Annotated in this window: 15 protein-coding genes and 2 pseudogenes; 1 reads left to right on the top strand and 16 read right to left on the bottom strand. The window is 46.0% G+C overall.

Features of this window, described 5'->3' with window-relative positions:
* Nucleotides 1-114 precede the first annotated feature (114 nt).
* On the top strand, nucleotides 115-516 hold the full coding sequence (locus tag LEP1GSC060_RS04060; protein ID WP_002996723.1) for a hypothetical protein: 402 nt from the start codon (nucleotides 115-117) through the stop codon (nucleotides 514-516).
* A gap of 324 nt (nucleotides 517-840) precedes the next feature.
* Here LEP1GSC060_RS04060 and LEP1GSC060_RS04055 read toward each other — a convergent pair whose 3' ends face one another.
* The 16 genes and pseudogenes from LEP1GSC060_RS04055 to LEP1GSC060_RS20495 form a co-directional block, all read right to left on the bottom strand.
* Nucleotides 841-1,563, bottom strand: coding sequence for a hypothetical protein (locus LEP1GSC060_RS04055; protein ID WP_002996499.1), 723 nt, complete (start codon nucleotides 1,561-1,563; stop codon nucleotides 841-843).
* Nucleotides 1,563-2,396 carry a hypothetical protein gene (locus tag LEP1GSC060_RS04050; RefSeq protein ID WP_002996698.1) on the bottom strand — a complete coding sequence of 278 codons (834 nt, stop codon included), beginning with the start codon at nucleotides 2,394-2,396 and terminating at the stop codon, nucleotides 1,563-1,565. The genes LEP1GSC060_RS04055 and LEP1GSC060_RS04050 overlap by 1 nt, the downstream gene beginning before the upstream one ends.
* 83 nt (nucleotides 2,397-2,479) lie before the next feature.
* Nucleotides 2,480-3,454 (bottom strand): annotated as a pseudogene (locus LEP1GSC060_RS04045) (phage tail protein).
* The gene (locus LEP1GSC060_RS04035; RefSeq protein WP_002996534.1) at nucleotides 3,451-4,665 is read right to left on the bottom strand and encodes a baseplate J/gp47 family protein; all 1,215 of its coding nucleotides are present in this window, start codon (nucleotides 4,663-4,665) and stop codon (nucleotides 3,451-3,453) included. Before LEP1GSC060_RS04035 ends, LEP1GSC060_RS04045 begins: the two are co-directional and overlap by 4 nt.
* Nucleotides 4,665-5,009, bottom strand: coding sequence for a contractile injection system sheath initiator (locus tag LEP1GSC060_RS04030; protein ID WP_002996710.1), 345 nt, complete (start codon nucleotides 5,007-5,009; stop codon nucleotides 4,665-4,667). The genes LEP1GSC060_RS04035 and LEP1GSC060_RS04030 overlap by 1 nt, the downstream gene beginning before the upstream one ends.
* Nucleotides 5,006-5,689 (bottom strand): Gp138 family membrane-puncturing spike protein, encoded by a 684-nt coding sequence (locus tag LEP1GSC060_RS04025; RefSeq protein ID WP_002996483.1) that lies wholly within the window; start codon nucleotides 5,687-5,689, stop codon nucleotides 5,006-5,008. The genes LEP1GSC060_RS04030 and LEP1GSC060_RS04025 overlap by 4 nt, the downstream gene beginning before the upstream one ends.
* On the bottom strand, nucleotides 5,686-6,504 hold the full coding sequence (locus LEP1GSC060_RS04020; protein WP_002996493.1) for a phage protein: 819 nt from the start codon (nucleotides 6,502-6,504) through the stop codon (nucleotides 5,686-5,688). The genes LEP1GSC060_RS04025 and LEP1GSC060_RS04020 overlap by 4 nt, the downstream gene beginning before the upstream one ends.
* Nucleotides 6,501-6,839, bottom strand: coding sequence for a phage baseplate plug family protein (locus tag LEP1GSC060_RS04015; protein ID WP_002996756.1), 339 nt, complete (start codon nucleotides 6,837-6,839; stop codon nucleotides 6,501-6,503). Before LEP1GSC060_RS04015 ends, LEP1GSC060_RS04020 begins: the two co-directional genes overlap by 4 nt.
* On the bottom strand, nucleotides 6,836-7,474 hold the full coding sequence (locus LEP1GSC060_RS04010) for a phage baseplate protein (protein WP_002996511.1): 639 nt from the start codon (nucleotides 7,472-7,474) through the stop codon (nucleotides 6,836-6,838). Before LEP1GSC060_RS04010 ends, LEP1GSC060_RS04015 begins: the two co-directional genes overlap by 4 nt.
* A complete protein-coding gene (locus LEP1GSC060_RS04005) occupies nucleotides 7,474-9,183 on the bottom strand; it encodes an LIC12611 family phage tail protein (RefSeq protein ID WP_002996712.1) in 1,710 nt (569 codons plus the stop codon). Before LEP1GSC060_RS04005 ends, LEP1GSC060_RS04010 begins: the two co-directional genes overlap by 1 nt.
* A 36-nt stretch (nucleotides 9,184-9,219) precedes the next feature.
* Complete coding sequence (locus tag LEP1GSC060_RS04000; protein WP_002996751.1) at nucleotides 9,220-9,438, bottom strand: hypothetical protein; 219 nt, start codon at nucleotides 9,436-9,438, stop codon at nucleotides 9,220-9,222.
* A gap of 43 nt (nucleotides 9,439-9,481) precedes the next feature.
* A complete protein-coding gene (locus tag LEP1GSC060_RS03995) occupies nucleotides 9,482-9,871 on the bottom strand; it encodes an LIC_12613 family protein (protein WP_002996686.1) in 390 nt (129 codons plus the stop codon).
* Nucleotides 9,868-10,278, bottom strand: coding sequence for a phage structural protein (locus LEP1GSC060_RS03990; protein ID WP_002996562.1), 411 nt, complete (start codon nucleotides 10,276-10,278; stop codon nucleotides 9,868-9,870). Before LEP1GSC060_RS03990 ends, LEP1GSC060_RS03995 begins: the two co-directional genes overlap by 4 nt.
* 11 nt (nucleotides 10,279-10,289) lie before the next feature.
* Nucleotides 10,290-11,669, bottom strand: coding sequence for a DUF3383 family protein (locus tag LEP1GSC060_RS03985; protein WP_002996573.1), 1,380 nt, complete (start codon nucleotides 11,667-11,669; stop codon nucleotides 10,290-10,292).
* Nucleotides 11,666-12,190: a phage neck terminator protein gene (locus tag LEP1GSC060_RS03980; RefSeq protein WP_036095347.1), complete on the bottom strand. Its 525-nt coding sequence runs from the start codon at nucleotides 12,188-12,190 to the stop codon at nucleotides 11,666-11,668. Before LEP1GSC060_RS03980 ends, LEP1GSC060_RS03985 begins: the two co-directional genes overlap by 4 nt.
* Nucleotides 12,191-12,317: 127 nt before the next feature.
* A pseudogene (locus LEP1GSC060_RS20495) lies at nucleotides 12,318-12,500 on the bottom strand (hypothetical protein); the annotation flags it as partial.

Below are 12,500 nucleotides of genomic sequence, written 5' to 3'. Positions count from 1 at the left end.
GCGCGAGATAGGTCCGGCCAAAACTCAAGTGGATTGTTCTAGGATCGGAGCGCCAAGGCCGGATTCGCCCAAAATTTCTTATACCGAATTCACATTAATCGGAACCCATTTCCTTTGAAGACAAAAAATCGACTCAAACTTCATTCCGTTTTGGGAATCGTTTCCATCCTTCTTTTGAGTTGTAGAATCTTTCTTCCGATTCTCAATTTTCCGATCTCGATCCCACTCTTACCTCAGGATCTGCATTTGATTTTGGGAAGAATCGGAATCTTTTTCGGACTATCCGCGTTTTTTACCGGTTGTGGTCTTGGAAAATATCTCTTCGTTCAAAATTCGAAATATACTGAAATTCATATCATTCTTCTGTTAGCCGGTTTGGCCTTACAAATCCCGAGTATTTCCGAAAATCATTCCCACTTTTACGCAAACCTTTTGGCTTGGCTCGGATATCCTCTGCTTCTCGCAGGATGGATTTACGGAAGAAAAATTTGCCGTAAAAAACATAACCTCCCGTAAACGCCGGAACGAGAGAGTTCAAAAAAAGGATCGCTTTTAAAATATTATAAAAGTATTATATTATAATACGTGTTTTCCGAAATTTTATCCTTCGTTTCGACAACTTTCATTTTTTACTAATCCCTATAAAATAGAGTACCGTCAGTTTAAGTACAAATCCCGCGTTTAGACGCAGAATTTCGGACACTCTGTTATCTAGGGATCAGCAATCGATACAAAATCCTTCGGCAAAATTTCGGATACGAGAACCCATTCGTCTTTCGTTGTCGCGCGCATTCAAGGCGCGGAAAACGCACGCGCATCGAAAAATAGCAAGATCCTATTTCATTCCCACCCCGCATCCGTATCGATCGTCGACAATTCCTCCCATGAACTTGCCTCTTGTATGCGGGTTTTCAATTCGCCGGCGCGTTGTAATAGAAAGATCTTCCGGATCGCTCCGTCGTTTAACACCCGTTTGATTTGTTCCGCGGTGTGAATTCGATACTCTTTGAATCCGTCGGAACCGGCGCATTTATAAGGAACGTTCACGTTAAGCGAAACCGATCCGATCAGATTGAGCTGATCGTCTCTATCGCTGCCGTAATAATAAGGCGCGCCCAGTGCGGACGAGTAAAATCCGGAAACGATTTTGGATTCGCAGATGGATTGAAGAGATCGTAACAGGGATTCTTTTTTTAGATCCAGATCGATCCTCCAACCCGACGGAGTATAAATCTGATCCGGAAGATTTTGTCCGTCTTTGCCTTGAAGAGGCGCCTCTTCGGTTTCGATTTCCGGATCGATTTCGTCTTCCCAAGTTTGTAGAACTCTTTCGGCTCCGGAGACTTTGTTATAAATTTTTTTCGGTTTGAAATCCTTTACACAGCCGTCCGCAACTTCCGCTTTGAATTGATCGCCGATCTGCGGGTTATAACCCGTAGCGTAAACGATCTCGTGATTGGCCGGATCGAAATTGGACCAGGCGGATTTCCCATCGAGTTGGTTTGGATCGCCGTTGATCCATATTACGCTTTTAGAATGTTTATCAATTATGTAATTACTCATTAGGCTACCCTTACTTTGTATTTGACTGCTACGTAGGCAGGAGTTGTTTCCGAGCCTTTTCGGGGTGTTCCATTTGTTCCATCGCTTGATGGATTTAACGGCCCTCCTGTTCCTATACTACCTCCAGCTGTGATTGCTGAACCGCCGTTGCTTACACCTTGTATAACGAAAGATTGAAACTGATCCTGCCCCGCAAACCCAATCGCGCCCCCGTCGTAATTTCCACCCGCCGCCTTGGCTCTGGTTCCGTGGACGCCCGCGCCTCTTGCAAAAATCCCCCGGCGATCCGGAACGTTATACGTGGTCGATCCGTCCCCGAAACCGTATTCCACATTTGTAATGATCTCCCCGGTTTGAGAAGACGTGAGGTCGATCACGCTTCCGGTGGGAGTGGACGAGATTTGAAAATCATTCGTAGTCGGGTTTCGAACATAATAATTTACTAATGCTGTGATTCCGCCTCCCGTAAACGCGAATTTTACGAGTTGACCTTCGACACAACCGTGAGAGATAACGCTGATTCGATCGGTGGCAATCACGATGCCGGTTACGTTACGATAGACTAAGTCCCAGAGATTTGAAAACGCGGATCTCGAAATGGCCTGAGCGTTCGCATCCTTGAACAATGCGGAGGAAGCCTGATTCAAATTGTCTTCGATGATTCCTCCCAGCGGAACCTGAGCCGCGGAAAGATTGGCGTCCGTCAGATCGATTCTGTCTTTCAGATATTGATCGTTTCCATACAGACGATCCACCTCGTCGTCTATAAGATCGCCGTCCGCCGGCGTGTTTTTGGACCATGTCCTTGTTTTTGTAGGATTGAATACTGCCATTTTATTACTTTAACTCCTGTTTAAATATTAAAAAACGTTTATATAGTTCAAAAGGTTGTTCGATCCTTTCGTCAAAATTCCAATCATACGAACTCCTCTTTGATTACGAATTCGTAAAGAATGAGATTGTCCTTGGGTTTGGAAGGAAAGGTTTTGAGAAAGAGCAAACCTCCGTCCTCGTCAAACAATCCGATCTCGTCGATCCCATAGCCGATCAGTTCGGTTTGTTTGACGGTCGTTTTAAAGAACCGAGAACCGTCCGGATCGGTTTGTATTTCGACTAACTTTCGAAATACTTCATTCCCAAGTCCCGTATCTCCCGGCTGCGGAATGCGGGGTTCTCCTAAATTGGTTCCGCCGGTTCCAAAAGCGATTTCATAAGGTAGAATCCTTGTGTTGTTTCCAGAAAGAATCGTAGAACCGTCCAAGGACCAAGCTCCATCCAGAGAAGTTGTGCGTAACGCGGAGCCGTACAAACGACCGTCTAACGTGGAAGTTTCAAAACGGTAACTGATGATGGAATTCACTCCGCCGGCTCGAATCTGCGCCATCGCCTGATTGAATTCGGGCGTCACTACGACCGTATCGATTGATCCCGTAAAAATCACACGGATCGTGGCCGGGCGTTTTGTATTTCCGGAAAGAGGATACTCTCCGTTGAACGTCGAGTTTCCGTCCAAAAACATGGGAAGCCCGCCGTAACAGAGCTCTTGGATTTCGTATAACGTTCCGGTTCCCGCAAGAATCTGAGAACCGATTTCGTTCATCGAAAAGATGTCGCCCTTTTACTTTCGTTTTTGTCTTGCGATCGAAAGAAAAATTCGATATCTGAAATCATCGGTTCCGTTCCTGGGTTGTTTGAGATTTTTCCCGATAAGGTCGAGAATCGCACCGCTTTGATTTTTATAATCGGTAACGCCGGAGATCGATTCCAAAACGGAACTCGTCTCTTGGAGTAACGCCAATTCCGCTTTCCATTTTTTTCCGATATCCGATTCGGGGTCCCGGCTGAAAAGAGAAGAAGGATATTTGTTTAGGATCTCTTCAATACTCGTCATATGAAATTCACCTGAATATTGGCGGTGATCAATTTTGCACGTTGTCTGCTATTGATCGTCAACGAGTCGAGCAAAGCCGGCGAAGTAAATCCTACCTTGACGCTCATCGATTTGATTCCTAAAACGTTAAACGAATTGTATTCGGTAAGTCCGCTCTGAGCCGCGATCAACTTCCATGAAAAAACGTCGGCGCCGGTCCCATCCCCTTTGTAAGAAGTGGAAATCGAAGCGATCGTATCCACTCCTCCGATTACCTTGATACAATTCGTTTTGACGACGGCTTCGGATCCGGGCGCCCAAAGAATCGGATCCTTAACGATATCGATTTGTACGTAAACGTTCACATCGACGGGGCGATTGAAGTAGTAGGTTCTCGGAACTCCCTTGTTATCGATCACCGTTGTCATTTCCGATCCGAAGGATTCGATTCCACCGGGCCAGTTTCTTAAAAATACGTCTCCGATTTCTGCGGCGGTCCCGCCTTCTATGACCGCTTCCATGGAATGAGAGGGACGTCCTTCCGCATCTACAAAGTCGGTCGCGTTCTCGTACACGACCGCAGTTAATACGGATTCGATGTTATTCAAAACACCCTGCACGTTCGAAGCGGAAGATCCTCCGTTCACACCCTCTTCGATAAAACGGTTTAGATATTCGTAATCCGTTTCCATCGCTCTTCCTCCGCGAGCCGGTTCCGGGTTGGAGACGGAATCGATCCCCACGATCGCGGTGTTGATCGTATTGATCGTGTTAGCCGACACGTTCCCTTTGATTCCGTATTCTATTTCCAAAGCTTGGGCGTTGAGGAGAATCGTTCCTCCGGAAACGGAACCGGACTCGATCGTGATAAATAAAATTCCGCTTCCGTTCCGACAAATCACTCCGACCGGAACAAACGCTCCGTCCACGCCCGAGAACCGCAGCGTTACGATGGAACGTTTCGCGGGTTGGCGTTCGGAGCCGAGAGGATTTAAGACCCGATCCAAAGAAACGCCGGTCGCGGTATGTGCGAAGTTGGAATAAAAAACCGCTTCCGCAAGTTGATGGATCTTATCGATCTCGTCGGCCAAAATTCTCATACGAATCCCGTCTTCGCTTACGATCGAAAGATCGATATCCTCTCCGAGATGAGTCCTGTAACTTTCCTCCAGATCGGTTAAAATTTCCTCTTTGGTTTTACGTATAAATCCCTGTTCCGTAACTCCGCTCATTATATCCCCTCCGTTACGATTCCGTATTTAGTAATTGCCGAAAATTGAATATTCAACTTTCGATTTGGATCGTTTGTTTCGATCAATTCGATACTCTCGATCGATATCGTCTCGGGATCCTTTTGAAGGATCTTTTTGATTTCCGCCAAAACCCTTTCCTTCGGAACCCTCTCGGAGAATATCGTTTGCCAATCGATACCGGCTAACGGCTCGTATTCGGATTCGCCGAGAGTCAACCGGATCGCGTGTTTGATCCTTTGCGAATAATATTCCAAATCTTGAATCAAGATCGGTTTACCCGCCCTTCGAACGACGTCCCCATTTTCAATCTTCAGTCCTTTCATCCCATTTTAACCTTTCCCGAAAGAATTTGTTCCACTTCGGCTTTTCTAATATTCAGTTGAGAAATGACGGAAGGCGCAAGACCCGCGGGAGAACCGGGGACCGTGTTTGTGGTAAACGAAGCGGAATTATTTAAAAAAACGTCGATCCATAATTTCATAAACTCGACCAAAGACTCGCCTAACACCGAATATTCGGTAATGTCGATCAAACCGCCTTGAATTTTGATCGTATCCCCTTCCATCTGTATGAATGATTTTCCTTGTTTGTGTCCTATGACGAGTCCCGGTTTGTTTGCGGTAACGGCCGGCAAATCCGCTTTCCCTTTAAATCCGCCGACCACACAGGCGCTCTGAAGATCGAAAAGGGAATCGGAAACGACCGAATCCACTCCGCAAATCGCGTCGGAAATATCGTGTGTGGAAAAGGACACCCAGACCTTATCGCCGCGTTTATAATCGGGTTTGATATAAAAATCCCCCGCCCAAAGACTACCTACCCGAATGCCGGAAAGAACCGGAAAGGATTTCTCCTCTCCGAGTCCATCCTCCTTTTTAAAAGGAATTCTAACGTTAGCCGTCATCTCGATAGGATCGAAGGATTCCACGACTCCGGGAAGTCCGACTTGAATTTTGGATAAGTTGTTTTGAATCGCTCCCAATATCGCTTCGTCCAATTTCATATCGGTAACACCTCCAATTCGGAGTAATTCGAGGAATCGAACGTTGAAAATTTATGTTTTCCGCTTACGATCCTACATTCCGAATCGAGTCCTCCTCCCTTTACGGTGATGACCGTATTCTTCTTGAATTTGTGCCGAAAAAGACTCGTAACCTTCCAGGTCTTCCGTCCTTTTTCGGGAACGCCGATCAGTCCCGAAGAATGATCCAGATAAATGCCGCTGTTCTTTTTTGAAGGATTCCGCGAATCTATATGGAGAAATCCGTCTTGAAACCAATATTCAGATTTTGTTAAATTACAAAAACGGCGTATACAATCGCCTAACGTAGTATTGGCGCTGAAGTTGACGATTTTATTCTCGCCCAAAGTAATCCTTCCGGGTTTTATATTTCCCTGGTTCAAAATATCCAGAATCACGGTTTGAGCCGGAAGATTGGTATATGTTTTCATAATATAAAAACCGCTCCAAGAGCCCGCGTTCCCGCTGATTTGAAACTCCAATTTTTTTTCCGTTCCTTCCCGTTTGAATTTGGGAAGAATCACTTCACCCGAAACGACGAGTCCGTTTTCATCCTTATAACCCGCGTTTAACAAAGCCGTCGGATATTGGAATCCTTTTCCTTTCGATTTTGCGCCGACCAATCGGACGGTGTCTTCGTTTACGTTGTACAAAGTCACCTTGGTTAAATTCAATTTATCTAATTCAGTTTCAAATTCGAGATCGAAAGGCGGATAACGGAATTCTTTTCCCAACCCGACTTTCGGAAGAATTTCCAAAGAAGCGACACGACCGAACAGTTTCGGATTTCCGTTCATTCTTTAACTCCTATATAAATTTTTACGCCCGCTCCGAAAGTTTCGAGATTCACGGGGATATCCGTAAATTCTTCCCTGTGATAATCGTCCAGATCGAACGGAGTTAAAAGAATCGTTACCGGAAAACCGTCCACCACCGCGTGATTCAACGGTACTCCGTAAACCAATCTGGACGAGAAAAGATTCTTATCATCCTGATCCCGAACTACGACCGTGATGAAATTTTCGATTTTATTATGTGCGAATTCAAATTCATATTCATTAACTCCGATCGTATACGTATAACGAATCGGGAATGTATTCGGATCGACCGGTAAATATCTGTACTCTTTCATTGAAAAAAGGACCCCAACCAACTCGTGGATTTAACGGGAGGAGGATTTCCCGTTTTTGTTTGTTTTTGCGGAGTTCTGCCTCCGGCGGATTTCACGCTTCTCAATTGCCTCGTTTTCGCTTCCGCGATCAAAACGGGAAACAAGGAAACGCTCATTGCGACATCGTCTCCGGTATCTTTCGTTTCTTGAATATTCAAATCTCCGATTATAAGATTCGGGATTTCGTCCGTGGATCTTCCCAGATACCGGTTATCGGGATCGCTCGGTTCCACATATCGAAAGACGGACGGCAACATGGACAAAATTTTTCCGATAATCCCTCCCGTTCCGTAGCCCAAAAGAGTGACTAACGCACCCGAAGATTGCCAACGGACGAGAATATCCAATTTTTCTTCCACAGTCGTGCGTGATAAAGACAGAACGGAAGTGGAGGAAGACAAAAGAGCGTTTAACGTGATCCCTCTTTGTCCCGGAATCACATGGTCCGTGATCGAGGTCATTCCGATTTCCTTTTCCACCGTATGACGGGTGATCTCCGCAGGATACGTATGATGAAGATCCAGAGAAACGTTCAATTCAACTTCGTCGTCGCCGTCCGTGAGCGCGATTCTATCTCTTCCGGTTAAAATTCCCATTAGATTACCTCCGGCGACAGGCCCGATTCGAGTCCGATTTTAACGGAGATTTTTTCCAATTCCTTCTCCAAGTAATCCGCAAACAACCTTGCGTCTTTCTCCGAGGATCCGCCGCCTAACATTACTTTTGCGATATTTACGACGATTCCTCCGCAGCAGGAATTCGATTCGTTTTGGCTCGGAGGTTGGATGGGAAGTGTATATACGTTTGAAAGCGGAGGCCCGTCGCTTCCTGCGGTTCCTTTTGGAAAATTAAATCCGCCGTTCGGAGGAAATCCGGGCGTCATATTCAAGAGCGAAAATTTCTGCGCATCGACTGCCGCCTTCGCATTGTTAGCCTGCTCGGACCGAGTCGTGTCTCCCACCGCATTCTTGGAATCGCCTAGGAATTTTCCGATCACGGACTCCCCTCCTTCCATCCATGTAAGAAGATCCTGAACGAGTAGGATGATTCCGGCGATCACCGCAGCGACGGCGAGTCCGATCACGATAAACGGAATCCAAGGCGCAATTGCGGCCCAACCCGCAGCAGCCATCGAAAAGAGAGAGGCAATCGTTACATCCGAAGCTATAGCGATTGCGACTAACGCACCCACGACCACACTTCCCAATACGACCAAAGCCCCCTTCAAACGATTCGAGGCTTGTTCTCCTATCGTAAAATATTCAAATATTTGAATGAATGCGTTTAAAAACGGACGCAGTGCGTCCAGAATCAGATTTCCGAAACTCGCCTTTAAGCCGTCGATAATTGTGGTGAACCTTTCCAAAATGGCGGAGGAGGTCCCTACGTGGGCTCCATAAGCGGATTGTAATGCGGAATTTTCGCTTAACGCCGCAGAGACGAGTTTTTCTCTATCGATTCGTTTGGCCGCTTCGGACATACCGGATTGATTGATTTGTGCGAATTCTTTCGAATAGGACGCAAACAAAACGCCGTTGTTTTTTAGGAAATCATCCGAGCCGGTTTGAATGGCGTCGTAGGCTTCGGTCATCGACGTGGACATATCCTTTCCGGCAACGGCGGAAACCCGTTGAAGTCCGGATAGGTTCTTGGAAATAAAATCCATAGAAACTCCGGCCTTGATCGCGTCGTTTGCGACCTCCGTCAGTTGTTTTTGGTTTGCCAATCCTTTGGAACTTTCGATCGTCGCGTCGATCGCTTCCTTTAGTTTCGGATATTCCGAACCGGAAAGATTTTCAAGAATCATATTCTGTTTTTCTAATGCAAGTCCCGCTTCGACGGAAGCCGAAACGAAAGAAACGGCAAAATCCAAGGCGGCGGCGCCGACCTTTCTCATCGAAGCCGCAAGAAACGCGGTTATACGATTTGAAGTTTCCAAATCCCGATTTATCTTTTTGATCTCGCCGTCGGTGAGACCGGCCGCCCTTGCGGTTGTTTGAAATTCTTGTTCGAGTTTTAGATTCCCCTTCGTTTTTGAAATCAAACCGATCAGATCGGACTCGGTAGTTCTTAGATTTTTTGCGAGTCTTGTTAAAGCCGGTTCCGCGTTTCCCGTAAGAGAATCGCCGATGGACTCTCCGAATTTTTTCATAGCTTCGGCGCCGGATTTGGAAAAAAAATCGATGGAGTCCGAAAATTCCACGATCTGAGATCGTAAAACCTTCAATTCCTGAGAGACCTCGTTCTCAAAATCGATCGAATCTATATTCAATTTGACTACTATGTTCAATTCTCGCGCTGCCATACTTTTATCTTTTCCTATGATGATTCCGATCGACCTTTAGAAGTCGATTCCCCGAATTAACTTCGCCAAAAACTTCAACTCTTCCGCCTTTTCTTCCGCTTCTCTTTTTTTTCTTCGATCAATCACTTCCATTATTTTCAGATATAAAACGGTGGGCGCATTTTCGATATCGTTTCGAGTAAAATGCGCCGCACCGAGGATGAAAGGCTGCCAAAGAAACATCTCTCGATCGACCTCTTCATCGATCCATTTCATCCATTCTTCAACGGAAGGAAGTTCCCCAAACTCCGGAAATTTTCTATTCCAACTCCCACTTAAGAAATCGATTCGCGAGGCGCAACCACACCTCCACGTGGTTCGGCTCAATCGTGTCTAACGTAGGCTCGAACGAATGTCCTACGGAACTTACGCAAAACTTAAAAAACTTATCAAGCAGCTTGTCCTGATTCAGTCCTTCGGTTAAGGAAATGGATTCCTGTCTCCAACGAAGGGCTTTTCGATTACCCGGATGTTGCAGTTTGTATTTTCTTCCGTCCACAAAATGGATCTGTGCGACCCTCGCGTCGTCGTCCACGGTTTCCAGAATCGGCTCCGCGGGATTCGTCCTGGTTTCCGACTCGATTCTATTTTTACCGATAAATTCACTTTCTTGAATATTAGATATTTTAGTTGTTATTTGTTCGGTCATGCGGTTAAAACTCCCTTATAATCGGGCAAAAGGAATACCCAGGTTCTATCCTTGTATTCTTTTCCCTTTTCGATGTTCGGTCTTTCCCAAACTCTTCCCTGTGCGGAGAAACCGAGCATTCCCCCGTCGCTTTTATCCTTAATCGTAAAAACGCAGGGCAGACGTCCTTCGCCCATAGCGAAAAAGAATTCGTTTTCGGGAGAATCCCCCATAAGAGAGACCGTTAGTTTTACTCTTCCGTCGTACACTTCGGAGATATTCCAATCCCCTTTGATTCCGACCTGAGATAGAATGTATTCCTTAGTAACCGGTTCGATTTTAAAAAAACCGTCGGCTTGACTCATACCGGAAACGTCTCTTCCGTTGCAGTTAACGTTTAATTTCTTCGGATCCCAAATGCCATTCATTGAATTTCTCCTTAAGTAAGTTCGCCGTCTATGTCGACTTCGTTGATCGCGCCTCTCAAACGACAGGAAAACGTAATATTCGGAAGAACCCGGTTGTTGCGATCGTTTGTCGGAATTTCGTCTATCGTTTCGGGAAGATTGATTTTATACTGATAGTCGCCGAGATCCGAACGAGCCTTATCCGCTTCCGTTTCCACGGGAGCGACGATCCCTTGAACTCCCGCTTGTGCAAAAACCTCTCTCATACGGGACTCGATCATCTGAATTCCCTGAATCGTATAAGGAACCACGTCCGCGTTTAAGAAAAGTGCGGTTACGTTTTCTCTCAGTCGTGCCTTCAACCAGGCGCGATTTTCCACAACGTCCGCATACACCTTCGCCGTTGAAATTCCCGGATAAGGAACCTGCCTTCCTCCGAAGTCCACGATCAAATTTCCGTTTTCCGCAAATATGGAACTCGTTTGTGAATTTGTGTACCCCGAGTTTTCAACTCCGTCCAAAGAAAGATAAGCGTAGTTATACGAACCGACTCTGCGAGGCGCGGTGTTTCCCACCCAAGCCGCTTCCGGAAAAGAATCCGGATTTTTATGCAAGGTATAATATTCCCAGATGGAGTTTCTTCCGTCGAGTGCGGTGATATCGTCCGTGCATGCGAAAAACATCTTTTCGATCGAAGCAAGATAGTCGCCTAACGCGTGTATTGTGGACTTGTCGTGAGTTGTCGCGGTCGTTTTAAACCAAGCGTCCTTTCCGGAATTTCGTAAGCTTGCAATTTCTTCGGGAGCGGAAGCCCAGGAAGTAAGAAGAAAAACCGCAGCCGTCTTAGGTCTCGGAGTTTGTCTAAATTCCCTCGTCGCTTGTAGATATTCCTTATCGGAAGAGGTAAAACCGAGTTCTAAAAGATCATCCGCAGATGAAATTTCCATATACCGTTCATAACTCAAAGCGGTTTGAGGAAAGGAAGACACGATACCGTTACCCGCGTTTGCAACCTCTTCCACGTCCACAATCTTAGAAGCGCCTCCGACGTTGGCCGCCGCTTCCGCTGCCAGTTTCACCTGATGCGCGTTAGACGTTGCAGCCCCGGCTCCGTCCGTTTCCACGTTAACCGAAATTACATATGGGTCCGCCTCCGTTCCCGTGCCGGTCCTAACGACGGATAACGCGGAGTTATTTCCGGAGACAACATACTTAACGTGAATGTTTGAAACCCCCGGAGTTGCGGATTTCCAGATAAGACCGGAAGATCCGCTTGATACTTGTAAGAAATAGGTCGGAGCCTTGATTCCTAGAATCAAGGGTAATCCGAATCCCATTTGAGAGACCGGCGTATTTCTAAGAAATAGATTGATACGGATCGGTTCTATTTTAGAGATTGTTTGTGCGCTCATGTTTCCTCCTGATACTCAACCGTTGGTGCGCTTGCGGTTGACTGGCCTTGTTTTTCATTGTATTTTCTCGACTGAAATAAAACATCGAAGCTCGTCTTGTATTCGTATTGATTCGCGTCCAAAAGAACCGTCTCGTCTTGAGCGGTACCGGAGACAAGCGAAGGTGTGATACCGAACTCCTCGCATTCGATCAGGCCGTTCAAAGAATCGAACCAATCCATCGCCTTTTCGGAAAGGTCCCAACAAGTTTCAATCGACGTTCCGTGCAAAAAGGAAATACGAACGGAAGCCCTTTGATTTTTACGGATGATTTCTTTGAAACCTTCGGCGTGGATCGCTTCGATTCGTTTCGAAGCGTTTTTCGTTAAATCTTGATTCAACTCAAGAATCTTATAAACCCCATACGGATATTGCGGCGTACCAAGATTATGATCGCCTAAATACATAGGAATCGCCGGATCCGGTTTTTTTATTTCCGCGATCATCTGATTCATCGCAGACTGTATGTCCTGAAAATTCATCGAAGAGGAGTTTACGACGGAGTCCCCGCAAATACAACGTCGGGAATGCACTCGATAGACCTGGATTTCCACCTGTCCTACGGAAATTCAAAAATCCGAGAGGATCGCCTAACAAATCGCAGGTTTCCTAATTTGAGGAAGATCCTTGGTGGAAAGTGTGCTCGGTTTTTTTCCCATTCATTTGGATTTTACAATACTTAAGTAAAGCTGAATATTCCTTCGAAACCGGAAAAAAACGAATCCGAATCCAAATACAATCCATATATACGTTTAAAGTAAACGGATTATCATGAATGTTCATTAGAATGAC

The organism is Leptospira weilii serovar Ranarum str. ICFT, from assembly GCF_000332415.1.
Taxonomy (GTDB): domain Bacteria; phylum Spirochaetota; class Leptospiria; order Leptospirales; family Leptospiraceae; genus Leptospira; species Leptospira weilii_A.
The sequence above is the reverse complement of the archived record's forward strand: the minus strand, read 5'-3'. Positions and strand labels throughout refer to the sequence as shown.

What these genes read in the sequence shown, in the direction of transcription:
- LEP1GSC060_RS04055 (WP_002996499.1), bottom strand. Translation starts at nt 1,563, where the DNA reads ATGAGTAATTACATAATTGATAAACATTCTAAAAGCGTAATATGGATC.
- LEP1GSC060_RS04050 (WP_002996698.1), bottom strand. Translation starts at nt 2,396, where the DNA reads ATGGCAGTATTCAATCCTACAAAAACAAGGACATGGTCCAAAAACACG.
- LEP1GSC060_RS04035 (WP_002996534.1), bottom strand. Translation starts at nt 4,665, where the DNA reads ATGAGCGGAGTTACGGAACAGGGATTTATACGTAAAACCAAAGAGGAA.
- LEP1GSC060_RS04030 (WP_002996710.1), bottom strand. Translation starts at nt 5,009, where the DNA reads ATGAAAGGACTGAAGATTGAAAATGGGGACGTCGTTCGAAGGGCGGGT.
- LEP1GSC060_RS04025 (WP_002996483.1), bottom strand. Translation starts at nt 5,689, where the DNA reads ATGAAATTGGACGAAGCGATATTGGGAGCGATTCAAAACAACTTATCC.
- LEP1GSC060_RS04020 (WP_002996493.1), bottom strand. Translation starts at nt 6,504, where the DNA reads ATGAACGGAAATCCGAAACTGTTCGGTCGTGTCGCTTCTTTGGAAATT.
- LEP1GSC060_RS04015 (WP_002996756.1), bottom strand. Translation starts at nt 6,839, where the DNA reads ATGAAAGAGTACAGATATTTACCGGTCGATCCGAATACATTCCCGATT.
- LEP1GSC060_RS04010 (WP_002996511.1), bottom strand. Translation starts at nt 7,474, where the DNA reads ATGGGAATTTTAACCGGAAGAGATAGAATCGCGCTCACGGACGGCGAC.
- LEP1GSC060_RS04005 (WP_002996712.1), bottom strand. Translation starts at nt 9,183, where the DNA reads ATGGCAGCGCGAGAATTGAACATAGTAGTCAAATTGAATATAGATTCG.
- LEP1GSC060_RS04000 (WP_002996751.1), bottom strand. Translation starts at nt 9,438, where the DNA reads ATGAAATGGATCGATGAAGAGGTCGATCGAGAGATGTTTCTTTGGCAG.
- LEP1GSC060_RS03995 (WP_002996686.1), bottom strand. Translation starts at nt 9,871, where the DNA reads ATGACCGAACAAATAACAACTAAAATATCTAATATTCAAGAAAGTGAA.
- LEP1GSC060_RS03990 (WP_002996562.1), bottom strand. Translation starts at nt 10,278, where the DNA reads ATGAATGGCATTTGGGATCCGAAGAAATTAAACGTTAACTGCAACGGA.
- LEP1GSC060_RS03985 (WP_002996573.1), bottom strand. Translation starts at nt 11,669, where the DNA reads ATGAGCGCACAAACAATCTCTAAAATAGAACCGATCCGTATCAATCTA.
- LEP1GSC060_RS03980 (WP_036095347.1), bottom strand. Translation starts at nt 12,190, where the DNA reads ATGAATTTTCAGGACATACAGTCTGCGATGAATCAGATGATCGCGGAA.